Raw genomic sequence first — 21,230 nt, 5'->3', positions numbered from 1 at the left:
CGGCGTCCTACCCGCCGGAAAGGATATCGGAGACGGCGGAGGTGCTCTCCGGGCTGCCCACCACGACCACCACGTCGCCCCGGGACAGCGTGAAGTCGGGAGCGGGGCTGGCGAAGACCTGGCCCTCGCGCACCACGGCCACGATGGAGGCGCCGGTGCGGGTGCGCACGCGCGCGTCACCCATCGGCCGGCCCGCGTACGGAGAGGCGGCCGGGATCGGCAGCTGCATGCTGACCAGACCCTCGACCTCGCGGTGCAGGTCGTTGAGGCGCTGCACGATGCGCGGGGCGCCGAGCAACTCGGCGAGCGCGTCGGCCTCCTCGTCGTTCAGCTTGATGGTCTCGCACGCGCGATCAGGATCGTCGGGGTCGTATATCACCAGGTCACGGCGGCCGGTGCGGTGAGTGACGATCCCGATGCGCCTGCCTGAGCGCGTGGTGAACTCGTGTCGCAGTCCTATCCCAGGCAGTGCCGTCTGCTCGACCTCCACCGTGCCAGCTCCTCCGCGTGCGCATGCGTTCTTCCTTTACGGAAAACCTACCAATTCGGGGGCCCTCGACATACCGGCGGCAATAACCTGTATTACCGATTGACTTTGTGGGTTATTTGCCGGACGATGGGCGGGAACCCAGCCCCCAGCCGTGAGTGAGGTCTTCCGTGTCCGCTTCCGCCGTCGGCGCGGGGATACGACAACAGACCGTGCGAACACGGTCACGCGTCCCCCTTCTTTCATCCACCGCCTGGCAGCGTCTCGCCAGCCCTCTGGTCATCGTCGTCGCCTGGCAGGTCGCCAGCACCGCGGGACTCCTCCAGGAACGGCTCCTCGCCTCGCCCTTCAAGATCCTCACCACCGCCGCCGGGCTCGTCCAGGAAGGAGTCCTGCCCGAGGCGATCGCCGTCTCGCTCCAGCGGGCCGCGATCGGCTTCACCCTCGGCGCGGTCGCCGGAGTCGGCCTCGCCCTGGTCGCCGGGCTCAGCCGGGTGGGTGAGAACGCCGTCGACCCGCCGCTGCAGATGCTGCGAGCGCTTCCGCTGTTCGGCCTGATCCCGCTGTTCATCCTCTGGTTCGGCATCGGGGAGACCCCCAAGGTGGCCCTGGTCGCCCTCGGTGTGGTCTTCCCGCTCTACCTCAACACCTTCTCCGGGATCCGCGGCGTCGACGGCAAGCTCGCCGAGGTGGCCCGGGTGCTGCGGCTGAGCCGTACCGAGACGATCACCCACATCGTCCTGCCGGGCGCGCTCGGCCAGACGCTCGTCGGTCTGCGGCAGAGCCTGGGCGTGGCCTGGCTGGCGCTGATCGTGGCCGAGCAGATCAACGCGGACGCCGGACTGGGATACATGATCAACAACGCCAGGGAGTTCCTGCGCACCGACGTGGTCGTCGTCGGTCTGATCGTCTACGCGATCCTCGGCCTGCTGACGGACGCGCTGGTGCGCCTGCTGGAGAGGAGGGCCCTGTCATGGCGGCAGAATTTCCTGTCACGCTGACCTCGTCCCGTACCGAGACGCCTTCGCGCACCGATCCTCGGCCGCCGACGAAGACGCCTTCGCGGACGGCGCTCCGGCCCACCGTGAAAGCGTCGTCCCGCACGGAGAGTCGGCCCTCCACGGCGGCTTCGGTGGCGGCCGTGAGGAGCCTCACCAGGGACTTCGGGCGGCGAAGGGTCCTCGACGGGGTCGACCTGGAGATAGGCCGGGGCGAGTTCGTCGCGCTGCTCGGCCGCAGCGGTTCCGGCAAGTCCACCCTCCTGCGGGTGCTCGCGGGACTCGACCCCGGCGCCGAGGGCGAGGTCGAGGTCGGCGGCACCGTCGCCGTGGCCTTCCAGGAACCCCGGCTCGTGCCGTGGAAGCGGGTCCTGGCCAACGTCGCCCTCGGTCTTCGCGCCCCCGACCCGGACGCCGCCGCGGGGGCCGCGCTGGAGGAGGTCGGTCTCGGCCGGCTGAGCGACGCCTGGCCGCTCACCCTGTCGGGCGGGGAAGCCCAGCGGGCCTCCCTGGCCAGGGCACTGGTCCGCGAGCCCGGCCTGCTCCTGCTCGACGAGCCGTTCAGCGCCCTGGACGCGCTGACCCGTATCACCATCCACCGCCTCGTACTCGACCTGTGGGAGAGGCATCGCCCCGGCATCCTGCTCGTCACCCACGACGTGGACGAGGCCATGCTGCTGGCCGACCGCGTCCTGGTACTCGACGGGGGCGCCATCGCCCACGAGTCCCGGATCGAACTGCCCCGGCCCCGCCACCGCGACCACCCCGACCTCATCGCACTGCGCTCCACCCTGCTCGACCGGCTGGGCGTCACCCCGGAAGGAACCGCATGAAACGTCGTGTCACCGCCCTGATCGCCGCGGCACTGCTCCTCACCGTCACCGCGGCCTGCGGGGCGGGGGAGGAACAGAGCGTCCGGGCCGACGGCTCGATCGACCTGTCCCAGGTGACGCTGCGCGTCGGCGACCAGAAGGGCACGGGTCTGCAGGCGCTGTTGACCGCGGCCGGCCAGCTCGACGACGTCAAGTACAAGGTGACCTGGTCCCAGTTCACCTCGGGGCCGCCGATCCTGGAGGCCATCAACGCCGGTTCCCTGGACTTCGGCGCGGTGGGCAACGCCCCGCCGGTCTTCGCCGCCGCCGCCGGGGCGAAGATCTCCGTCGTCGCGGTCGCCGAGAAGGGGCTCGGCGGCCAGGCCGTCGTCGTCCCCGCGGACTCGCCCATCAAGACCCCGGCCGACCTGCGCGGTAAGCGCGTCGCCGTGGCCAAGGGCAGCTCCGCGAACTTCCACCTGCTCGCCGTGCTGAAGAAGGAGGGCCTGAGCTTCGGCGACATCCAGCCCCAGTATCTCCAGCCACCGGACGCCCTGGCCGCGCTCTCCTCCGGCAAGATCGACGCATGGGCCATCTGGGATCCCTACACCGCCCAGGCCGAGGCGCAGACCAAGGCGCGCATCCTGGTCGACGGCGAGGGCTACGCCAACGGCTTCGAGTTCCAGATCACGGGCAAGGACGTCCTCGCCGACCCGGCCCGCACGGCGGCGCTGGGAGACTGGGTGGCACGAATCCGCAAGGCACACCAGTGGGCCAACGAGCACCAGGACGAGTGCACGACTATCGTTTAGCCATATAGCCCTGACCTGGTAAAGTGCAGTCCCGTCGGCTGGGGTAGTTGATAAGAGGGCTGCCGGGGGACAGTCAACGACTGGCCGGGGGTTGGTCGCCGTCGTACTCTTGTCGCCGTCCGGCTGGGAATATCGGCGTTGTATGGTCTGCTGATAGTCGCCGCCGCGATTGTCGTGAAGCCATATAGCCGACAGGGTGAGTGGACGATTCCGGCCATGGTTCGGGAGCGTCGCGTCACCTGCGAGAGGGGACAGACGCATGGGTGCCGCCACGGCGTGTCCAGCGCGGCCCGCGCCTCTCTCGGCTATAGCGACCTCCAGGGGGACAGATGACCGACCCTCCCCGCACCCCCTCTGTGGCCCTGAGGGCGACGGAGAGCGCCGAAGTCCACCCCTCGGACCTCAGATCCCACACAGGGGTGCGCTGGGCGCTGTGCGCGCGTTCTGAGGGTGGCAACGTGGATCAGGTCGACGGGAAGCTCGCGCTCCTGGAAGACACCGTCACGAGAACCGGCGGCACCATCAACGCCCGTTTCTGTGACTTAGGTGGGGTTGGCAACGGGATGACCAGCCTGCTGAAGGCCACACAGCACGGCCAGGCCGACCGGGTCATGGTGTGGAACCTCGCCAAGCGCGGCCGGTACCCGGCCGGCACCCAGGCGCGGACCCTGGAGGCCCTTCGCGGCCTGCGGGGTGGTGTCACGCTCGCCAGAACCGGCGAAGCCCTCGACGCCGGCGCCGACAGCGTTTCCTCCTTCGCGGCGCGAACGCGCTGGTCACGCCACCGTGGCGGGAACACGTGAGCCTGCCGTACGCGTCGACGACGCTGAGCCACACCGGCCACCGGTGGGGAATCTACGTACGGATCTCCCGGGACCGGATCGGCGCAGGCCTCGGCGTGCAACGTCAGGAGTCGGAGGTCCGCGAGATGATCGCGCGCCTCGACCCGGAGGCTGTGATCGTCGAGGTTTACAACGACAACGACATGAGCGCCAGCAATGTGAGGAAACGCCGTAAGGGTTACGACCGGATGGCTGCTGATATCGAATCAGGAGTGATCACCGCGGTCGGCTGCTGGCATCTGGACCGGGTAACACGCCGCAATTTAGAACTGGAATATCTGTGCGGCTACGCCGAAAGCTGCGGAACGTTGTTTGCTGCGGTTCACGGATATATCGACCTGCGAACCTCAACGGGCAGGATGGCAGCCCGAATGGCAGCGGCGGCGGCGCGCGGAGAGGTCGAGCACAAAGCCGAACGGCAGAGATCCGCCAACAGGCAAAGAGCACTACAAGGTGAGAGTTGGTCCGGCGGTATGCGCGCCTACGGATATGAGAAAGACGGCACGACGCTTATCGAGGCGGAAGCCGAGGTGTTGCGTGAGGTCGCGAAACGAGTACTGGAACGCCAGTCGCTGCGCTCGATTGTCGCTGACCTCGACCGGAGGGAGATCCGCACGTCGACCGGGAAGCCCTGGCAGGCTGTGACGTTGCGCAGAGCGTTGCAGAACCCGCGGATCGCGGGCTGGCGCACCCTCAACGGTGAGAAGGTCGCCCGAGGCGCCTGGGAACAGATCATCGACGATGAGACGCAGGCGAAACTCGTGGCGATCCTCGCTGACCCCGCCCGTAACAAGGGCGGCGGCGGCTCGGCCCGCAAGTATCTGCTGTCGGGCGGCCTGCTGGTCTGCGGCATCCCCGGCTGCGGTAAACCCTTGCAGTCCCAGCCGAGCAACGCCGGCTCCCGCGGCTACGTGTGCCGTAAAAGCCCGCCTGTCGGCGGGTGCGGCCGTATCCGGGTAGCCGCCGACGCGCTGGAACAGGAAGTCGCCTCACGGGTCCTGGCGCGGTTCGCGTCGCCGGCCATCGCCCGCCGTCTGAGCGGAGCCATGGCCTCGCAGACCGAACACCAGCTCCTCGACCAGATCAAGGCGCACGAGGAGAGCATCGCCGAACTCGCCAACGACTGGGTGGCGAAAAGAATCTCCAAGGAGGCTTTCCAGGCCGCTGACCGCCGCACCCAGATGGAGATCGCCAGGCTGCGTGGGCAGGTCGCCCAGTCGACCCGGCTGGCGTCGCTACCTGAGGGGCTTGGCCCGCGCGAGCTCGCCGAATGGTGGGTCGATGCCTCACTGGAGCGGCGTCGCGACCTGGTCTCCGCTGTGCTGGATCACATCTCGGTCGGGCCGACGACTCGGGTGGGGTTCACCGGGCTGGACGTGGCGCGGCTGAACTGGGTGTGGCGCGACTAAACGAAGTCGGGATGAACTCGACTGGCTACCGCGAATCCGCCGTTTCGGCTGCGCGGCTTGTGCTGACCTGCTTACGGTGGGTGACGTTGATCCTGGGAGATCGCCCGTAGGGTTGCCCTCACCGTAACGCCCAACGGAGGGTCCTGTGGATGACGTCGACCGCCTCGCCGCCCGAATCGCAGAGCATCTGGTCTGTGAGCCGGACGTGGAGATGAGCGACGAACAGGTGGAGGCCGCGGCTCTGATCATCGGAGCCGATGCCGCCCCTGCGCGAATCTTCTCCGCTGTGGCCTGAGCCAGCAAGGAGACCGCAGTGCTCGGTCCACCCTTTGGAGAGGTGCGACACGCGGAAGGCCGCGGAACCCGGAAAGGGTTCCGCGGCCTTTTTCGTGCGCCCGCCCGGCCGACTCTCCCGTACGGCGGTAATCAGTATCGATCGACATCTAGGTGTGAGGTAAAAGTTGCGACGATGTGAGTGGGAACGCGGGACGGTTCGCGGCGCGATGCGCTGAAGTGGGCTTCGAGTGGCCGCCCCGCTCTCGTCAGTGCTTTCTGCCGCCAGCTCCAGGAGACCGACATGGTGGACCGCTGTACTTCGTGCCCGCCGGGCGGCGCCCGCCGATGAGCAGCCGAGCCGATCGCAGGCCCCGGCCCGCCTGGACGGTCCGCGAGGGTGACGTCATCCACGACACTGCGGCGCCGATGCGGGTCCTCGGCTGGTGCGGCCTGCAACTGTGCGGTGTCACCCGCTCCCGCGTGCCGGTACGGGTCACTCACCCGCTGGGCCGGGTGCTGGACGTCACCCGGCTGGCCGACCCTGACGATCCCGACGACAAGGACGCCACCATGCGACACCTCGCGTTCATTGCGATGACCACGACCGGCCCGTCCGCCGATTCCCACGAGATTTGGGAACTGTCGGTACGGCTACGCCGCGCCTCCCCAGGCGCCCGCGATGCCGTCCACCACTGGCAGCTGCCGGTGCAGGAGTTGCACCGCGGCGAAGGCGCCCGCCTGCGCAGCAGCGGTTTCTACAGCCGGTACCGCGAGTTCGGTGAGCCCGCCGCCTTGGACCCGCAGCTCAACAGCTACCGGCCTGTCGCGGTGGCCGACCTGACCCGCAACCTGGCCGCGTTCCTCGTCGACGCCCACCCTGTGATGCTGCACCCCGAGTATGACCAGCCGTTTCTCGGGGCGTTGCTGCGCCGTAACGGCCAGCCGGCTGGGTGGAAGAGCGCGGTGCCGCTCACCGCGTTCGCTGCCGGCGCCGCCTACGGCTACGCCGCCGGGTGGAATCGGCACGTCGGTCTTCAACCTGGTCTGCTCGGCGAGGAGAACCTCTCCAGGCCGAACATGCTGAACAGTGCCATCGACACCAGCGAGTACGGCCTGCCCTGGTGTGCGGTCGAACTTGCCCGGGAGATGAGTTTGGCGCCCGCTGCCTACGCCGACGTCGTCTCCGCGGCCGGGCGGCTGGCGCTGACCGTCGCACTGTGGGACGCGATCGTCGCCCCGCCGGTCTCGCAGGTCTCCTCTGCTGGGGTAGCGCCTGCCGCTGCTGACGCTTCGACCGTGTTCATGCCGGTCGCTGCCGCGTCGTAGCCGTCGCGCACTCGAGGTGGCCCAGGGCGGCGTTTCCTCTTTCGCGAAGTACGCCGCGAAGCGTCGCCGCATCTGTACCGTGTAGCCAGCTACAGCGATAGGGAGACGTTTGTCAACTGTCTCCCGGTACCTTCGTGCCGCGCGTGTTCCGATCCCCACGGAACGTGGCCACGCGGACAGGACATGACATGGACAGGGGAAGTCGAGGAGAAATGCTCATGGTGCTATGGACCGTCAGGTTCCGTGATCCAGGCGTCAAAGACGCTGAGATCACCGCAGCCAGCTACAACCTGACGCATGAGAGGGAAATCCTGTCGTTCTTCGACGACCGGGGCGGCGAGGTGTTCGCCTGTCCGCTCGTCAGCGCGGCCCACTGGGCTCCGCATGTTCCCGCTTTCGCTGACCGGCGCGGACCTGTGGGAACGGTGCCGTCCGTTCCGGGGTATCCGGTCGGCGAAAGCCGTCAGTCGATCGAGGCCCAGGCCGCCGCAGCCGCTGCTGCGGGTGGCGCCGCCCCTGGCGCGGCCGGCCCTGCGGGCAACCGCCTGGAAGGAAGGCTCGTAGTGGCCAGTTAGCCCGGCCTCGATTCCCGAAAACCCCGTCGCTGCCGCGCCGCAGCGGCGGGGTTTTCTTTGCGAGAAACCCGTGGTGGCCGATCGTGAAAATACAACCACGGTGTGTAGTAAGCTGCGCGCTACAGCTATACGGGGACAATGCTCAAAAGTTCTCATGACGGCAAGTCGGGTGAGGCTCTTTCAGCGGCGGTGCCGACCGGCCCCAGCTGGCAAGAGCCAGGCCCATTGAATGTCACCGCCCGCCACCACAGGAAAGGCGATCATGCATAGAACTCAGGAGGCCGCCGAGATCGGCGGAAGACGTCTGGCCATCGCCTGGCTGGAGACGCTGCTGGTTCTGGCCGCCGCGTTCGTCGCAGCCACGCTGTTCCCCCAAGCCCGGCACCTGGTGCAGCTCGCCGCCCTGGCGTTGCTGATGGTGATCGGCCTGGTGTGCGCCGCCGTCTCCGCCCTGTACGCCTGGACCCACTCGACCCACCCGGTAGCGCTTCGGCTGTTCCGATACGTCTGCGCGGCCGCCGCTTCCGCCGCTTACCTCACCCTCTGAACCGACCCCCGAGGATTCACCGTGATCCACCTATTGGCTGGGCTGCGCCAGCAGCCGCCCCCCGCGCCCGCCGACCCGCTCGCCGACGCCGAACGTGCTGAAGCTGCCGCACTAGCAGCACGAGCCGACGCCGACCGGCGAGCCACCCTCGCCGAAGCCGCCGTACGCGAAGCCGAAGCAGCGGCCAAAATCGAAGCGATCAAGCACCGGGCGCAACTACAAGCCGAAGAGCGCGCCCGCCATGCCGCAGCGAAACAGAGCCGTGACGCCGAAGCGGCACGCGTGACGAAGGTTGCGGCAGGACGCAGCAAGCGGCGCGACCGCGGCGACCACGTTCGCCTGCTGCTCGCCGAGCACTCCTCCCGGATCCGGCGCCTCCTGGTGAACCTCGGCGTCAACACGGCGGCAGGGTTCGGCCAGTTCAAGTTCCTCACCGAGCAGGCCGGCCTCGACGTGCTGTGGGCCGTCATCCTCGCCGCAGGACTGGAACTGATGGCCGTGACGGTGCTCGACTACGGCCTGGATGCCCGCCGTGAAAAGCGGCCCTTCCTCCTGGCGTTCGTCCTGGCGGCCCTGCTCGCGGGGCTTGTCGCCTCCATGAACTACTCGCACTGGTCAGCAGCACCCGGGCAGCAAACCCTGGCCGCCGGGTTCGCGCTCATGTCGCTCATGTCGCCGGTCTTGTGGGCGTGGTACGCGAACGCCCGCCACGCCGACCGGGCGGCCGCGCTGGCCCGTGACAGGCGTGCGGCAAGCAGCAGCACGCGTGCGGCAAGCACCAGCACGGCCCCAGCACAGAGCGACACGGAGATCGCCTCATTCGACGTGTTGCGGTGGCTCATGTGGTTTCCCGAGACGTTCGCGGCCAAGCGGCAAGCGGTCAGGCTACGCATCAGCGACCCTGACGTGGCCGTCGACCTGGCCGTCGAACACCTCACCAGCAAGCGCGCCGCACGGGACGCCAAGCGTGCCGCAGAGCTCGCCGCCAAACAGCAAGGTGAGCTTCCCTCCGGCGGGCACGGCCGGTACCTGCCGACCCCGGACGAGGTCACCGCGATGTCAGCTGACGAGAAACGAGAATCGGCGTGCGACGCCTACCGCACAGCTCGTCTCGACGGTGTCGAGCTCACCGGCCCGGCGATCGCCTCGGCCTACAGGATGTCGGAGTCATGGGCGCGGTCCCGTATCCGAGAAGTGAAGGGCGCCATGCTGCACGGCAAGGTCGAAGCCGACGACGACAACCAGGTGGAAGGTGCGGGGTGATGCGCTTCTTCGCCGGGCAGGTCCGGCCGGTAGCCGCCCGGGCCGGCGGGAACGACACGCTGGCCCGCCGCGCGGAAGGCGTCGCCGGCGCCGTGCGGGGGCGGTGACAGCGCGTGGTCATCATGCGACCCGGCAACTACAATCCGATCATGACGACGCTGCCTGAGCCTTCCGAAACGGAATGGGAGGAAGCCCTCGCTGTGCTGCGTCGTAAGCAGGACAGTCGGTACCAGGCGGACCTGGACCAGATCGAGTTCTACGAGCTGGCGCAGAAACTGCTGCGGACGCCAGATGGTCGGCTCCGTCCCGGCTCGCGCGGTCAGGTCGAACGCAGACTGGGAGTGGGTAGCAGCCTGTCGCGCTATATCGAACGTTCCGACACCAGGCAGATGCGTCGCGACCTCGAAGAGCGCCGCAGGGAAGAACTCGCCGCCCGCGACGGCGAGCCGTGACCAGGAGGCTCGGCCCTCCTGCGTAAAGTCGGCTGCGCCTCCAAGGCGCCCCGAGCGACGGCCCGGACCTGGGCATCGCCCGCAGACGGTGACGGTTTCATACCCCGCCCCGTCTCGGCCCAGGATCCCGGGCCGTCGCCACCCAAGACCCCGGATAGGTGATCAGCGGGCGGGCAGGGGAACAGTCTGGCACCCACCAGCCCCCTAATGGTCTGGTGGGTTCCGGGCCGCGCACGGCGTTCCAATGGGCCACCCGGCTTTCCCGCGAGGCGGGCAAGTGTCTTCAGGGTACTGAGCCGATCGTAAGTTTTGGTACGTGTCGGGTGGCGGTGGGAGATCAGGTTCGGGCGGGCGCATGCTGGGGTATGGCGAGAAAAGGTCGCAGAGCGACGTTCGAGGAGAAGGTCTTCGCTCTCCGGTTGATGGAGCAGGGCATGTCACCGGATCGGGTGGCCGAGACGCTGGGAGTGGGCCGCGAGTCGGTGTTCCGCTGGAAGCGCCAGGCGCGGGCGGGCGGGGAGGAGGCGCTGCGGATCAAGAGGGCGCCGGGCCGGCCGCGGCGGCTGACGTCTGGGCAGGAGCAGAGCGTCAAGGCGGTGGTGGTGATGTCACCCCCCGTCAGGTGCTGGGGGTGGCGGCGGCGTTGTGGACGCGGGCGCTGGTGGCGATGGTGATCGCATCCTGGCCCGGGCACGAGGAGCGGTGGTGTTGTTCGCGAGGTGAACATGCGCGTCGATCACCGCTACAGCACCACCTGGGGGACGATCGGACAGACCCCGCTGGTGTGCGCCGGAGCCCAGCGCTTGTCGGTGAAGATGTTCTCGGTGGTCGGGATGGGCGGCATGCTGCGCTACCGGTTGTGGTGCGGCTCGATGGACCGGTGGGCGTTCATCGGGTTTTGCGTGCAGCTGCTGCGCACGGTCACCGGGACGATCTTCTTGATCGTCGACGGCTCCTCGGTCCATACCGCCGCCGCGGTGCGTGATTTCGTCGCGCGTACCGGTGGCCGGTTGCGGTTGTTCTTCCTGCTCGGTTACGCCCCCGATCTCAACCCCGATGAGTGGGTCAACCAGAACCTCAAGGCGCGGGTGGCTCATGAGGCGGTCGCCGATGAACACGAGTTGGCTGCGGCCATGCACAGCGGCAGGCACCGGCTACAGAAACGCCCCGACATCGTCCGGGCCTTCTTCACCGACCCTCACCTGGCATACATCGGCACATAACACCGACAGTCCCAAAACTTATGATCGGCTCAGTAGCTGGCATCGGTGGCCGGCAAGAGGCGGAGCCTCGATCCCGCGACGGCCTCGAACGATTTCGAACACGGCTAGGCGGCTGGTGCCGCCTCGCGGCTCGTCGAGCGACGAGGCAGGAGTAAACACCTGCCCGTCTCCGCCGACAAATGTGCCCCGCACGCTTAGCCTGGGAGTGTCTACGTCTCAGGAAAGGGCGGGGCTATGCCCGACGATAACACGAAGACCAGTTTCAAGGACCGGGTCAGATTCTTCCGCAATCGGGCCGGCCTGTCTCGCGCGGTGCTGGGCGAACTATGCGGGCGCAGCGCAGAATGGGTCAAAGCAATAGAAAACGGCAACATCGGTATGCCAGGTTTGAGTATGCTCATCCGGCTGGCCGAAATCCTGAGGGTGGAGGATCTCGCCGAGTTCACCGGTGAGCGGCGGCTTACCACCGCCACCTACAGCAGGCACAGCCACGAACAGGCGCCGGTCATCGCCCGCACCCTGTCCACCTACCCGCTGGTGACGTCCGGCCGTGAACCGGTGAGCGCCGACGCCCTGGCGGCCAACGTCTCGCAGGCATGGCTGGTGTGGCACGGCTCAGCTACCCAGCGAACCGCGCTCGTCCCGATCCTGCCGCGCCTGCTGGAGGACGCCCGCACGGCCGTGCAGCTCCTTGAGGGCGGCGAGCGCCGCCGAGCTCTGGTGTCGCTCGCGCAGATCTATCACCTGTTCCAGCTGTACCTGAGCTTCCAGCCCTACCCGGAACTGGTGCTGCTGTGCGGGGACAGGGCGATGCAGGCCGCCCAGGACGCGGACAGCCCGCAGGCCATCGCGGCAGCGTCGTGGTACCTCAACCACGTGTGGAGGGACGCCAACGAGGCAGCCGAAGGCCGTATCGAACTGGCGCGGGAGGCCAGCAGCTTGTTGCGGCCCGACGAGGAGGAAGAGGATCGGAGCCTGTGGGGGCTGTTGCAGCTCGCCATCAGCCTGTCCCACGCCAAAACGGGCAGGCGCGGCGACGCCGAACACCATTGGGACGAAGCGCGCGGCGCGGCGCAGTCACTGACGGGCCACCACCCGTGGCTGATGTTCGGGACGGCCATGGTCGACGCCTACGCGGTGACCATAGCCGCCGATCTCACGCTCGGCCACGAAGCGACCAGGCAGGGCGACCGGATCGACCTTCATGCCGTCCCGTCCAAGACGCGCACGGCATTCCACCTCGCGGAGGTCGCCAGAGGTTTTCATTTGCGGCGAGAACCGGTCGCCATGGTGCATCTCCTGAACCGGGCATACACCGTCAGCCCCGACACGATCGCCTACAACCAATTCACCCGCGGGGTGATCTCCGAATTGATGGTCACCGGGGGATCAACTGTTCGTGACGAGGCCCGCGCCCTCGCACACAAGATCCGGCTCGTGCCGACCGCCTAACGTCAAGAGGGAGAATTCCTACCCCTTCGCTGGAGAGGTATCCTGCCCCTCCGTTAGGGGGTAGAAATTCTCCCCTTCGCTTTCGGTGATTGGGCATTCACTAAATGCATGCTCTGACCCATCACGCACGGAAGCGACTGCAATGCAACCTACACCTGCACATTGCGGGTCAATTCCGCAGACACCCCCTAAGCCTGCGGAATTGATCGAACAGCTCACGATGGCCGCCGAAAAGCGTGGCCTGACGGTCAAACCGGTGGCTCCCGCGATCCTGCTTTTCTGCCAGCGACCCGACTACAGCGACCTCACCCCTCAGGATCGGGCGGTGGCCGAGAAGATGTTCAACGGCCTGTCACAGCTGGTCGTCCTGCGGCCCGACAGGGAGACGCCGACGCCGGAGGGCGCGCCGCCCCCTTTGGCCTGGTACTGGTGGTGGCGGGGTGACCGCGTCGCCGATGGCGTCACCGACGAGATGGAGCGCCTGGCCAACGGCGACGACATCGAGGCAGCGGCTGACCGGGTCGCGAACGTCCTGCGTGTGGACTCGCTCACCGGTTGAGGACGTCGCGGGTTCGCTGCGCGACGAGGAGGGGGCGACGCTCTGGGATCTCCCAGACCCACACGTGGCGTGCGACAGAGCGCCGCCCCCCTCTGCGTATTCGTGACACATCCGCCGCTGTTTTTCAACGAAACAAGGAATCTCCTTGCCGCGTACTTCTGCCCGGCGGCAGACGCGGCGACGAAGTCCAGGCCCTCACCGTCACGGTGAGGGCCTTGCCGTGTCCGGAGGCCTCGCCGGCCTGCGGCGGCGTTAGACGCAGACGCCGACGTCGAGGTTGGGAAGGCCCAGCTCGATGTCCAGCACGTGGCAGGTCCGGTCCGGCGCCGGCGCCGGTGCCGGTGCCGGTGCCGGTGTCGGCGGTGCAGGGGCTGATGGCTGGGCGGGAGGGAGGGCGGCAGAGGTCGGCTGGTCCGCAGGGGACGAAGAACGTGGCGTGCGGGGTGTGGGGCCGGGAGGAGGCGGGGACGGCTCGGCCGGCCGCGCTGTGGGCTCCGGGCTGCCAGGGGCGTCGTCGTCGTTGTCTTCGCTGCGTTCCTGCTCCCTGGTGGGCGGCGCCGAATCGAGCGGGTCGGGGCTGTCCTGGTCGGGTGCGGGGCCATCTGTGGCGGGTGGGGCCGGTTCGAACGTGTCGGGCGGGGGAGTGGATGCCAGATCGGTGGGGGTGGGGGTGTTGTTCGTGAGCGGCCGGTCGCCGGTCGGGGCGGCGGCAACAACGGGAACGTCGCTGGAGGGGTGGGGGGCCGCGGTGAAGCTGACGAACGTCATGGTGAGTGCGGTGGCGGCGCCGACGACGACTGCGGCGGCCGCGGCGGCCGCGCGGCCGGGCCGGGTGCGAGCCTGGTCTAACAGCCAGGCCACGGGGAAAGGGACCAGCGCACCCGGGTGGAGAAGCTTCATCGCGACGCGTATCACGGCCCGCGGATGCCCGGTGTTGATCACCAAGGTTGCCGTGTTCAGGCGGATGGCGAGGAGCGCCGGATCCATCCGGCGTAGCTGTTCGCCGGGGTGGACGCACAAGGCGGAGGCGTCGAGCAGTTCCCGCCAGATCGCCAGTTCACGTTCAGGGTCAACGCAGCCGAGCGGGCTGACGACTACGCGCACGCGCTGGCCGTCGACGGCCAGCTCGACGATGTGGGGTGTGCCTGGCGGGGTGCGCAGTGTGTGGCATAACTCGATCGGCACCTCGTGAAGGCTGACGGCCGCGTCGAGGGCGCGTTTCAGAATGTTGATCTGGTGCTGGAGTTCGATTCGCTTGCTGATCTGAGAGGGAGGAGCGACACCGTTGATTGCGCGGAGGCGCTGCATCACCACCGACACAATGTCCCGGATTGCTGAATTGTCATCACTTTCTGTCAAGGTCATACCGCCTGATGAAACACGCAGGATTTCGGAGGTTCGCCCACCTCATCGCGGAGACCAGGGTGAGGCAACACCCCGCAATCATCCGTAATCAAATGGTTACAATGCGTTAGGTAGCGATTTCGGCTGCCCCTGACCGGCTACGTCAACCTGGCGCCGGTGGGTGTTGCGGCGCAGCGCGAGGTATAGCTGAACGAGCGTTTCGCGCTGGTCGTCGGACAGGTCGGGGTCCGGAAGGTCCCACAGATGCTGCAGGATCGGATCGTCCGGGTAGCGCACCGGCGCCTCCGGTTCGAGCGTTTCATCTGCCGCCTCGTCCGCCGGGCCCGGGGGTGGATCGCCGCCTTCGAGGACGCGTGCGGCGCTTCCCTGCTCCCAGCCGAGAGCGCGGTCGACGCCGGCGTAGGTGAGTTCCCGAACCTTGAAGCCCCTCTCCACGCGAGTCCAGGTGATCGGGCTCATGGCGCCCTGCCGTGCGGCGCCGTTGATCGACAGGTGCAGGGACAGGCGTCGGCTCTTGACCATCTCGGCGAGCCGGTCGTAGTCGAGGAACGCGTCAGGGTCCACTCGCCCAGCATGACAGACCGTAGCTAGCCACATGAATAGATCGTCCTATTGCATTTAGGGGACAAAAGGCCAGCTTCCCGCAAGCCATCACTATATTTCTATGCTGAGGTATAGCGTTCTATGGTGGTAGATGAAATACTGCCGCCCAGTGCGCCGCCGTGGATCTCCCAGGATTCACCCGGTGCGGGCGGCGGCGCACGCACACGTGCGCCCGCCCGCCGCCAGCGGGCGGACGCCTCATAGGCGACCTCGCCGCATGGGCTCCCAAAGGGGGGAGGGCCTATGCGGCGAGGTTCACCGCCCCGCCGATGAAACGCCCCCACCTCCGCGGCCAGGCGGATCCGCCCCGAACCTCCAGGCTCGCGACCCGAACATTCCCCCCCTGGCCTTGCCGCTGCGACCTGCGAACCCTTCAGCCCCCCGAAATCTCCTGTACGGTAACACTTGCATCCGTCCCCCCATATCTGTAGTGTAAGAATTGCATACTGGAGGGTGTTGAAGGGAGAGGCGTGTGAACCAGGCCCACTGCCTACGATGCGGGCGAGTACTTCGCTCGGCCACATCGATCGCCGCCGGGTACGGCCGCCGCTGCTTGTCTCTCATCCGGGCCGCCGCCTACCACGCCGACCTCGCCAGTTACACGCCCGCCCAGATCGATCGGGCCGTCGAAGCCATCGAGCAAGGCGGCGTCGTTCCCACCAGCCGCCCCCACCTGTGGAGGGCCGTTAGTTCCGACGGCACCACGGTCTACCTGGTCGCCCTCCAGGGCTGTACCTGCCAGGCCGGTATCAAGCAGCGCCGCTGCTACCACCGCGCCGCCGTTGCCATCCTCACCGCTACCCGTACCGTCCGCCGCGCCGCCTAACCCCTGAAAGGCTCCGCATGACCACCAAACGCCCCGCCTTGAACATCGGGGACGCCGTCTGCCTCGACGGCCTCCCCGGCATCTGGGTCGTTGTTGAAACCGCAGCTCAGAAAACCGCCCGTAACCCGCGCCACAGCGGATGGATCGGCGTCCACCTGATCTTCGACGGGGCCGGGCCATCGACCCTCGCCTCCGACCACCGTGCCAGCCAGGCGACTCTCCTCACCGGCACCCACGTCGCCGCGCAGTGCGACGACGGCGCCCCCGCCGACATCGCCTACCGGCTGACCCTCGGCCGCGGCACCATCGTGATCGTGCCGCGCCGCTCCCGCGCGCACAGCTCCGACCGGCTCGTCATCGAACACGCGCAGCGCCTGCAATGCGACGTGGGCCTCACCCCCGACGCGGTCCCCGTCGAACGCACCCCGGACGGCTGGCAGCCCGCCCCCGGCTGGCGGCCCGTCCCCCACGTCATCGAAGAACTCCTGCCCGAGGTGCGCCACCACCACGTCTACTACGACGACGGCGAGCAGGCGCCGGTGGTTGCCGCCTGCCGCATCCTGGCAAGCTGCCCGACCAGCATCGGGCTGGCCACCGCCACCCGCTCAGACCTCGACGCCACCGTCGACATACCCAAGCCCGCCGCCGAAGCCGCCATCCTCACGGCGAAGGAAGAACCCGTCGACTACGGGATGCGCTGCAGCGACGCCGACGGCGTCCCGGTCGTCATCGACGCCCCCAGTCTCGCCTACGGCATCGGCGCGGTCTCCGTCATGCGTACCTGGCAGCAGCACCAAGGTAACCAGCCCGACGCGGAACTCGTCATCCGCCGCAGCACCCCGGGCGCCGACTGGGCCGCCGCCCGCATCGCCCCCACCCTCTGCCCGGTCTTCTCCCTGCGGTAGCCGCCCCCTGGCCGGCACCCAGCGTGGGCGCCGGCCTAGCACTCGTGAACGTCAACGAAAGCGAGCATGCGATGACTCTCGTGAACTTCGACGCCACGCCCGTCGCCGACCTCCTGGCCGCCCTCAACGCTCACCCCCGCCTCAGCAACGCTGACCTGCAAGCCCACGCCGAGCTGTGTGAGCGCATCCGTAACCATCCGACCGAACCCGCCACCGAGTACGGGGTGCGCCGCACCTGGTGGACCGGCCGGTGGGCGCAGGATCCCGCCTCGCGGATCGAAACCAGCGCCAGCAACCCGTTCGACCGGCAGTGGGCCGAAACGGAAGTCGCCGCCTACCGCAAACACCAGGCCGACGCCGGGTTGCCCGTCGACGCCGAACTCGTCGCCCGGCAGTGGGCGCCCGTCCCCTCCGGCCCGGCCGACACCGCCGCCGACGATGTTTCCTTCCAAGCTGTGCTGTCGCCGCACGACGGCTTCCTCGTCCACCGGGCAGGCTGCTGCGGCCTGACCGGCTCCGCGCAGCAGGCCGCACCGTTCGACGTGGCCGCTACCACCCCGCAACAGGTCGCCGCCGAGCTGTCCCAGGACGTCGTGGCCGGCGGCGACGCCCGCCGGGTGAGTTTCCTGCCCTGCTGCGGGCCGCGCTGACGGTGTGCCTGGCGCCCCGGCCCGCCCCCGGGGCTCTGGACCAAACGCCCGCTCAGCTGAGAAAGGACACCGGCAGCGTGACCGAAGCGACCGTGATCTACTCCCGGCAGGAGTGGTTGCAGCGCGGCGTGTGCCTGCCGGGCCAGACCAGCCAGCAGTGGGCCGCCACCTTCGAACGTCTCGGCGGCCAGGAATGCAGGCCGCGCCCGGCCTGGCAGGTCGGCGCCCCACCCGGAGTGATCGCCGTCTACGTTCAAGGCACCGAAGAGGCGATCCGGTTCGTCGTCGACTGCTGCCACCCCACCGCACGACATCAGCCCAGGGGTGAAGTCTCGCAGCCACGCGAGGAACATTCCTGACTGTGCCCCCACACCTCGGTAGGGTTTGAAATTACCGCCACCAGGGAACTCGGGGGAGTCCTGCATGCCTCACACCACGCCTGCCCGACCGTCGCGCGCTGTCCGTGCCCGACTGCTGGCGCTCGCCGCCGCAGTGCTCGTGTCCGTTGCCGTCCTCGCCTGCTCGGCGTGGCTGGCCCTGTCCAAACTGGCCGCCGGATACGTCGGCCTGATGACGCTCATCACGCTGGCCGCCGTCGGCGACGCCAGCCTGACTGGCAGGTGAACGACCTACACCCGCTGTACCGGGCGCCGTGCACCTACGTCCGCGAGATTGACGGCGCCCACCGCCGGTGCGGCGTCGTCCCGACCCGCCGGTTCCTCAACGGCTGGTACTGCTCGGGCTGCGCGCCTCGCTGGGAGAGCGTCGTCGCTTCCTGGGCCAGGCCCGCCTCCGCCCCGCCCCAGGACACGGCAAAGCGGCCCTGACCTGCTCTTGGAAGCCATGTGGCTACAGTCGGAAACTGTGCCCGTACCGCTGATTCTCGCCGTTCTCGCGATCGTGTTCCGCGTCACCCGCTTCGTCACCTCCGACGAACTGGCCCGGCCGATCCGCGAATACGTCGACCGCCGTTTCGGCCCCGACTCGCGCCCCGCCTACCTGGTGGGCTGCGGCTGGTGCGCGTCCATCTGGGTGGCTGCCCTCGCGGTGCCGGTCGCCTACCGCTACGGCGACCGGCCCTGGTTCCGGCTGCTGGCCACCGGTTTGGGCGCGTCTTGGCTGTACGGCGTCGCCGCCACCCAGCTGGACGACTGAGGGCCTGCACGGTGACCTCACAGCCCGTTCACTCCGACGACGCCGAATGCGTCGCCCTGGCCGCGAACGTCGCCGTGATGCGAGCTCTTGAAGTCGCCGGGAAACGGCTGCTGACCCGCGACCGCAGGTCGCAGTACCAGCACCTGCCCGCCTGGAAGTTACACACCGAAATCCCGGCCCGGGAAGACGATTTGGACCGGCTCCTCGCCGACGCGTGGACATGCCTGCAGCAGGTTCTGCCGCACCGCGGCGACCTGATCGGCGTCGTCGACGAGTACGTGCGTGATCTGCTGCGGTCCGGTCTGCCACACGAAACGCGGTGGCTGATGCGGGCCCTGATGTCGATAGGAGACAAGCGTGAACACCGGTAGCGGGCGGCCTGGCCGCCCGTTGTTCACGCCGGGTGGCGCGCACACCGAAGCAGACCAGCTGGAATGCGCGCTGTACGGACACGACCTGGAACATGTCATGTCCGGTGCTTCCCGGCAGCCACGGGCCGCGTTCTGCGCCCGCGGCTGCGGCCACCCCGGCTGGGTGATGGTTCCCGCTGACCAGCCGCGCCTGTGGCGGTCCCTCGCCCCGGTGCTCGTCCGGGCGCTCACCCCGTACCCGAGCGCGCTGGCCGCCGCCAACGCCGCCGTCGCCGCGGCGACGGCGCACCCCTGGACGGAGAAGCCACAGTGAACACTCAGCGCCGCCTGCACCTGGTCATGCGTGAAGAGCTGGCCGAACTGTGGCATGACCTGGCCGCCGCCCACCGGCGCAGCCGCGTCGACCCGCCGGAGCAGTCCGAGGAATGCCGCAGGCTGACCCGCCGGATCGAAGCGCTCACCCGGGAGACCGGGCCGACACCGCCCGGCGACATCGAGTTCACGCTGCTGCTGACGGGCCTGTACCAGCAACTCCACGAACGGCTCGGCGTGAACGTGCCCGTCTCTGACGGGCTGCTGCAACACGCCCACGACTTCGTGACGTTGGGCGGCCGCCTGGCCCTGGGCTACCCCGAGGGCCTCGTGGAGGAGTACCGGGACCGGCGCATCTACTTCCACCGCAGCAACGGGCAGATCTTCTACCGGATCGCTAACCGCACCGGGACGCTGCCCGGCCGGTTCGACACCGTCGACGACGCCCGCGCCGCCTTGAAAGACCTCGACGTATGAGCGGCGGCTTGCTCGGCCCGGCGAAGCCGCCGCTGCGGGGGCACAGCGAAACCGCTCACCAGCTGCTCGGCTGGTGCGCGCACTGCGAGGGCCGCACCGCGGCACAGGAGGCCACCGCGTGGCGAGGCTGGGCGGCCACGCTGCTGCACACGATCAGCGAAGGCGTGTGCAGCAGCGGATGACGAGCCTCGAACCCGCTCAGCGGCGGCTGCCCGGCCGCCGCCACCCGATAGGAGGAACCGTCATGGGATGCGGCTGCAACAAAAAGAACCAGCAGGTCAGCAGATACGTCGTCGTGTACGACAACGGCACCGAAAGCGCCCCGTACGCCACGGCGCGAGAAGCCGACGCGGAGAAACGCCGGGTCGGCGCCACCGCCCCCGTGAAGACCGTCACCGCGGCCGCCACGCCTCCGCCGACGACGCAGGGGTAATGAAATGCACGACATCCACGACCAGATCGACGACTGGTTCACGTTCCACCCTCCGGCGTCGCCGGAACGCCGGGACGCGCACGTCGCGGTGCGCGGCCACTGCCGGCACCTGGCCCACACGCTGGCGGACACGGTGCCGCCCAGCAACGAGCTCGACACCGCCCTGTGGTATCTGCGGCAGGTCGCGATGTGGGCGAACGCGGGCCTGGCGCTCGGCCCCGACCCGAACGCGCCCCGCGAGAACAGGCCAGACGGCTACGGACAGCCCACGGCGATGATGGCCACCCCACCCGCAGCCGTGCAGCCCGGCGTGCCCGCCGCCCTGCCGGGCGGGAACCTGCTCGCCGACCCCGGCTGCCCGGGCCGGTGCGGCGGGCCGGGCGCCGCCCCATGACCGCCTCCGCCCCCGGAAGGCCCCGGCGTCGGCACCCCGCAGGCCCGGCGCGACCGCGCGTGCGGCCCTGGGCGGCCTGGTGGGCGAAAACGCGCCTGTACGTCGCGTTGTACCTCGTGCCGGGCAACACGCTGCGGTGCGGCTGCCTCTGGCATCCCGTGAACGGCGTGGTGCGTGCGGCCCACTGCCTGAAGCACGGGCAGCTGTGAGCAGACGCGGCCGGGCACGCGGTCCGCCCCGCCCGGCGGCCGGATCACGGCCGACGCAGCAGGCCAGGCTGAAAGTGCTGACGAAGAACAGGAAAAAGACATGATCAACGTGCTGAACGATGTGCTGAACAACGTGCTGGTCTTCGTGGACGTGCTCTAAACGCTCACGGGGCGGCGCCCTCGCGACGTGAGGCCGCGGGGGCGCCGGACGTTCACCGGCCGGCAGCAGAAAGTCCGAGAGCAGCCCTTAACGATCAGCGGGGGAGGGTGATGGCGAACTATGCCACCCCCTGGTACATCCGACGCCGCGCTCCTCACCCGTTCGGTAACCGGCTGAACCCGGGCTTTGCGCCTTCCCGGTTCGTAACCAGCTGCGGTTGCGAGAGAAAGACCTGTCGTGGGGGGGGGGGGGGGGGGGGGGGGCGCGGCCGGGGGGGGGGGGGGGGGGGGGGGGGGGGCCGCCCCCCCCCCCCCCCCCCCCACGCCGGCCCGCGCCG

At 68.8% G+C, this 21,230-nt stretch carries 31 protein-coding genes and 1 pseudogene; 29 read left to right on the top strand and 3 right to left on the bottom strand.

Annotated features, from left to right (window positions below):
- Nucleotides 1-7: 7 nt before the first annotated feature.
- Nucleotides 8-490, bottom strand: a complete 483-nt coding sequence (locus ACIBH4_RS11860; RefSeq protein ID WP_362516108.1) for a cation:proton antiporter regulatory subunit — start codon at nt 488-490, stop codon at nt 8-10.
- A gap of 209 nt (nt 491-699) precedes the next feature.
- On the opposite strand from ACIBH4_RS11860, the gene ACIBH4_RS11855 reads away from it, so the two are divergent.
- The 15 genes from ACIBH4_RS11855 to ACIBH4_RS11785 all read left to right on the top strand — a co-directional run bounded on the left by ACIBH4_RS11855 (nt 700) and on the right by ACIBH4_RS11785 (nt 13,033).
- On the top strand, nt 700-1,488 hold the full coding sequence (locus ACIBH4_RS11855; RefSeq protein WP_362516110.1) for an ABC transporter permease: 789 nt from the start codon (nt 700-702) through the stop codon (nt 1,486-1,488).
- 140 nt (nt 1,489-1,628) lie between these two features.
- The gene (locus ACIBH4_RS11850) at nt 1,629-2,318 is read left to right on the top strand and encodes an ABC transporter ATP-binding protein (RefSeq protein ID WP_362516112.1); all 690 of its coding nucleotides are present in this window, start codon (nt 1,629-1,631) and stop codon (nt 2,316-2,318) included.
- On the top strand, nt 2,315-3,109 hold the full coding sequence (locus ACIBH4_RS11845; protein WP_362767140.1) for an ABC transporter substrate-binding protein: 795 nt from the start codon (nt 2,315-2,317) through the stop codon (nt 3,107-3,109). Before ACIBH4_RS11850 ends, ACIBH4_RS11845 begins: the two co-directional genes overlap by 4 nt.
- A 458-nt stretch (nt 3,110-3,567) precedes the next feature.
- Nucleotides 3,568-3,912: a hypothetical protein gene (locus ACIBH4_RS11840; RefSeq protein ID WP_362767143.1), complete on the top strand. Its 345-nt coding sequence runs from the start codon at nt 3,568-3,570 to the stop codon at nt 3,910-3,912.
- On the top strand, nt 3,909-5,360 hold the full coding sequence (locus tag ACIBH4_RS11835; RefSeq protein ID WP_362767146.1) for a recombinase family protein: 1,452 nt from the start codon (nt 3,909-3,911) through the stop codon (nt 5,358-5,360). The genes ACIBH4_RS11840 and ACIBH4_RS11835 overlap by 4 nt, the downstream gene beginning before the upstream one ends.
- A gap of 145 nt (nt 5,361-5,505) precedes the next feature.
- The gene (locus ACIBH4_RS11830) at nt 5,506-5,655 is read left to right on the top strand and encodes a hypothetical protein (protein ID WP_350946862.1); all 150 of its coding nucleotides are present in this window, start codon (nt 5,506-5,508) and stop codon (nt 5,653-5,655) included.
- 326 nt (nt 5,656-5,981) lie between these two features.
- A complete protein-coding gene (locus tag ACIBH4_RS11825; protein WP_362767149.1) occupies nt 5,982-6,962 on the top strand; it encodes a hypothetical protein in 981 nt (326 codons plus the stop codon).
- 218 nt (nt 6,963-7,180) lie between these two features.
- A complete protein-coding gene (locus ACIBH4_RS11820) occupies nt 7,181-7,537 on the top strand; it encodes a hypothetical protein (RefSeq protein ID WP_362767151.1) in 357 nt (118 codons plus the stop codon).
- A 262-nt stretch (nt 7,538-7,799) separates the two neighbouring features.
- Entirely contained in the window at nt 7,800-8,084 is a 285-nt protein-coding gene (locus ACIBH4_RS11815; RefSeq protein ID WP_362767154.1) for a hypothetical protein, read from the top strand.
- Nucleotides 8,085-8,105: 21 nt separating this feature from the next.
- Complete coding sequence (locus ACIBH4_RS11810) at nt 8,106-9,347, top strand: hypothetical protein (protein ID WP_362767156.1); 1,242 nt, start codon at nt 8,106-8,108, stop codon at nt 9,345-9,347.
- A gap of 149 nt (nt 9,348-9,496) precedes the next feature.
- On the top strand, nt 9,497-9,799 hold the full coding sequence (locus ACIBH4_RS11805; protein WP_362767158.1) for a hypothetical protein: 303 nt from the start codon (nt 9,497-9,499) through the stop codon (nt 9,797-9,799).
- 365 nt (nt 9,800-10,164) lie between these two features.
- A complete protein-coding gene (locus tag ACIBH4_RS11800) occupies nt 10,165-10,473 on the top strand; it encodes a helix-turn-helix domain-containing protein (protein WP_362767161.1) in 309 nt (102 codons plus the stop codon).
- 51 nt (nt 10,474-10,524) lie between these two features.
- The gene (locus ACIBH4_RS11795) at nt 10,525-11,022 is read left to right on the top strand and encodes a transposase (RefSeq protein ID WP_362767164.1); all 498 of its coding nucleotides are present in this window, start codon (nt 10,525-10,527) and stop codon (nt 11,020-11,022) included.
- A gap of 234 nt (nt 11,023-11,256) precedes the next feature.
- Complete coding sequence (locus ACIBH4_RS11790; protein WP_362767167.1) at nt 11,257-12,474, top strand: helix-turn-helix transcriptional regulator; 1,218 nt, start codon at nt 11,257-11,259, stop codon at nt 12,472-12,474.
- Between the two features lie 202 nt (nt 12,475-12,676).
- Nucleotides 12,677-13,033, top strand: coding sequence for a hypothetical protein (locus ACIBH4_RS11785; protein WP_362767170.1), 357 nt, complete (start codon nt 12,677-12,679; stop codon nt 13,031-13,033).
- 252 nt (nt 13,034-13,285) lie between these two features.
- Here the strand turns inward: ACIBH4_RS11785 and ACIBH4_RS11780 are convergent, their stop codons facing one another.
- Both ACIBH4_RS11780 and ACIBH4_RS11775 read right to left on the bottom strand, forming a co-directional pair.
- Nucleotides 13,286-14,398 carry a hypothetical protein gene (locus ACIBH4_RS11780; RefSeq protein WP_362767173.1) on the bottom strand — a complete coding sequence of 371 codons (1,113 nt, stop codon included), beginning with the start codon at nt 14,396-14,398 and terminating at the stop codon, nt 13,286-13,288.
- Nucleotides 14,399-14,494: 96 nt separating this feature from the next.
- Entirely contained in the window at nt 14,495-14,962 is a 468-nt protein-coding gene (locus ACIBH4_RS11775) for a hypothetical protein (RefSeq protein WP_362767176.1), read from the bottom strand.
- 511 nt (nt 14,963-15,473) lie between these two features.
- Between ACIBH4_RS11775 and ACIBH4_RS11770 the strand changes: the two are divergent.
- The 14 genes and pseudogenes from ACIBH4_RS11770 to ACIBH4_RS11705 all read left to right on the top strand — a co-directional run.
- Nucleotides 15,474-15,551: pseudogene (locus tag ACIBH4_RS11770) on the top strand (DUF6011 domain-containing protein); the annotation flags it as partial.
- Between the two features lie 3 nt (nt 15,552-15,554).
- A complete protein-coding gene (locus ACIBH4_RS11765; protein WP_362767326.1) occupies nt 15,555-15,827 on the top strand; it encodes a hypothetical protein in 273 nt (90 codons plus the stop codon).
- Nucleotides 15,828-15,844: 17 nt separating this feature from the next.
- Nucleotides 15,845-16,732, top strand: a complete 888-nt coding sequence (locus ACIBH4_RS11760; protein WP_362767179.1) for a hypothetical protein — start codon at nt 15,845-15,847, stop codon at nt 16,730-16,732.
- A 71-nt stretch (nt 16,733-16,803) separates the two neighbouring features.
- The gene (locus ACIBH4_RS11755; RefSeq protein WP_362767182.1) at nt 16,804-17,382 is read left to right on the top strand and encodes a hypothetical protein; all 579 of its coding nucleotides are present in this window, start codon (nt 16,804-16,806) and stop codon (nt 17,380-17,382) included.
- A 77-nt stretch (nt 17,383-17,459) separates the two neighbouring features.
- Nucleotides 17,460-17,741, top strand: a complete 282-nt coding sequence (locus tag ACIBH4_RS11750; protein ID WP_362767185.1) for a hypothetical protein — start codon at nt 17,460-17,462, stop codon at nt 17,739-17,741.
- Between the two features lie 64 nt (nt 17,742-17,805).
- Nucleotides 17,806-18,006, top strand: coding sequence for a hypothetical protein (locus tag ACIBH4_RS11745; RefSeq protein ID WP_362767187.1), 201 nt, complete (start codon nt 17,806-17,808; stop codon nt 18,004-18,006).
- Nucleotides 18,003-18,209, top strand: a complete 207-nt coding sequence (locus ACIBH4_RS11740; protein ID WP_362767190.1) for a hypothetical protein — start codon at nt 18,003-18,005, stop codon at nt 18,207-18,209. Before ACIBH4_RS11745 ends, ACIBH4_RS11740 begins: the two co-directional genes overlap by 4 nt.
- 37 nt (nt 18,210-18,246) lie before the next feature.
- Nucleotides 18,247-18,537: a hypothetical protein gene (locus tag ACIBH4_RS11735; RefSeq protein ID WP_362767193.1), complete on the top strand. Its 291-nt coding sequence runs from the start codon at nt 18,247-18,249 to the stop codon at nt 18,535-18,537.
- A gap of 11 nt (nt 18,538-18,548) precedes the next feature.
- The gene (locus ACIBH4_RS11730) at nt 18,549-18,908 is read left to right on the top strand and encodes a hypothetical protein (protein WP_350946878.1); all 360 of its coding nucleotides are present in this window, start codon (nt 18,549-18,551) and stop codon (nt 18,906-18,908) included.
- On the top strand, nt 18,895-19,221 hold the full coding sequence (locus ACIBH4_RS11725) for a hypothetical protein (protein ID WP_362767196.1): 327 nt from the start codon (nt 18,895-18,897) through the stop codon (nt 19,219-19,221). The genes ACIBH4_RS11730 and ACIBH4_RS11725 overlap by 14 nt, the downstream gene beginning before the upstream one ends.
- Nucleotides 19,218-19,697, top strand: a complete 480-nt coding sequence (locus ACIBH4_RS11720) for a hypothetical protein (protein WP_362767199.1) — start codon at nt 19,218-19,220, stop codon at nt 19,695-19,697. The genes ACIBH4_RS11725 and ACIBH4_RS11720 overlap by 4 nt, the downstream gene beginning before the upstream one ends.
- Complete coding sequence (locus tag ACIBH4_RS11715; protein WP_362767201.1) at nt 19,694-19,879, top strand: hypothetical protein; 186 nt, start codon at nt 19,694-19,696, stop codon at nt 19,877-19,879. Before ACIBH4_RS11720 ends, ACIBH4_RS11715 begins: the two co-directional genes overlap by 4 nt.
- On the top strand, nt 19,876-20,130 hold the full coding sequence (locus ACIBH4_RS11710; protein WP_362767204.1) for a hypothetical protein: 255 nt from the start codon (nt 19,876-19,878) through the stop codon (nt 20,128-20,130). The genes ACIBH4_RS11715 and ACIBH4_RS11710 overlap by 4 nt, the downstream gene beginning before the upstream one ends.
- 4 nt (nt 20,131-20,134) lie before the next feature.
- Complete coding sequence (locus ACIBH4_RS11705) at nt 20,135-20,524, top strand: hypothetical protein (RefSeq protein WP_362767207.1); 390 nt, start codon at nt 20,135-20,137, stop codon at nt 20,522-20,524.
- Nucleotides 20,525-21,230 lie beyond the last annotated feature (706 nt).

Source organism: Streptosporangium sp. NPDC050284 (genome assembly GCF_044459525.1).
Taxonomy (GTDB): domain Bacteria; phylum Actinomycetota; class Actinomycetes; order Streptosporangiales; family Streptosporangiaceae; genus Streptosporangium.
This window is presented reverse-complemented; position numbering and strand designations above follow the sequence as displayed.

Bases quoted from the DNA above. Each gene is read 5' to 3' on its own strand.
- ACIBH4_RS11760 (WP_362767179.1), top strand. From the start codon at position 15,845: ATGACCACCAAACGCCCCGCCTTGAACATCGGGGACGCCGTCTGCCTC.
- ACIBH4_RS11715 (WP_362767201.1), top strand. From the start codon at position 19,694: ATGAGCGGCGGCTTGCTCGGCCCGGCGAAGCCGCCGCTGCGGGGGCAC.
- ACIBH4_RS11790 (WP_362767167.1), top strand. From the start codon at position 11,257: ATGCCCGACGATAACACGAAGACCAGTTTCAAGGACCGGGTCAGATTC.
- ACIBH4_RS11825 (WP_362767149.1), top strand. From the start codon at position 5,982: ATGAGCAGCCGAGCCGATCGCAGGCCCCGGCCCGCCTGGACGGTCCGC.
- ACIBH4_RS11800 (WP_362767161.1), top strand. From the start codon at position 10,165: ATGGCGAGAAAAGGTCGCAGAGCGACGTTCGAGGAGAAGGTCTTCGCT.
- ACIBH4_RS11755 (WP_362767182.1), top strand. From the start codon at position 16,804: ATGACTCTCGTGAACTTCGACGCCACGCCCGTCGCCGACCTCCTGGCC.
- ACIBH4_RS11815 (WP_362767154.1), top strand. From the start codon at position 7,800: ATGCATAGAACTCAGGAGGCCGCCGAGATCGGCGGAAGACGTCTGGCC.
- ACIBH4_RS11820 (WP_362767151.1), top strand. From the start codon at position 7,181: ATGGTGCTATGGACCGTCAGGTTCCGTGATCCAGGCGTCAAAGACGCT.
- ACIBH4_RS11780 (WP_362767173.1), bottom strand. From the start codon at position 14,398: ATGACCTTGACAGAAAGTGATGACAATTCAGCAATCCGGGACATTGTG.
- ACIBH4_RS11705 (WP_362767207.1), top strand. From the start codon at position 20,135: ATGCACGACATCCACGACCAGATCGACGACTGGTTCACGTTCCACCCT.
- ACIBH4_RS11745 (WP_362767187.1), top strand. From the start codon at position 17,806: ATGCCTCACACCACGCCTGCCCGACCGTCGCGCGCTGTCCGTGCCCGA.
- ACIBH4_RS11805 (WP_362767158.1), top strand. From the start codon at position 9,497: ATGACGACGCTGCCTGAGCCTTCCGAAACGGAATGGGAGGAAGCCCTC.
- ACIBH4_RS11795 (WP_362767164.1), top strand. From the start codon at position 10,525: ATGCGCGTCGATCACCGCTACAGCACCACCTGGGGGACGATCGGACAG.
- ACIBH4_RS11845 (WP_362767140.1), top strand. From the start codon at position 2,315: ATGAAACGTCGTGTCACCGCCCTGATCGCCGCGGCACTGCTCCTCACC.
- ACIBH4_RS11710 (WP_362767204.1), top strand. From the start codon at position 19,876: ATGACGAGCCTCGAACCCGCTCAGCGGCGGCTGCCCGGCCGCCGCCAC.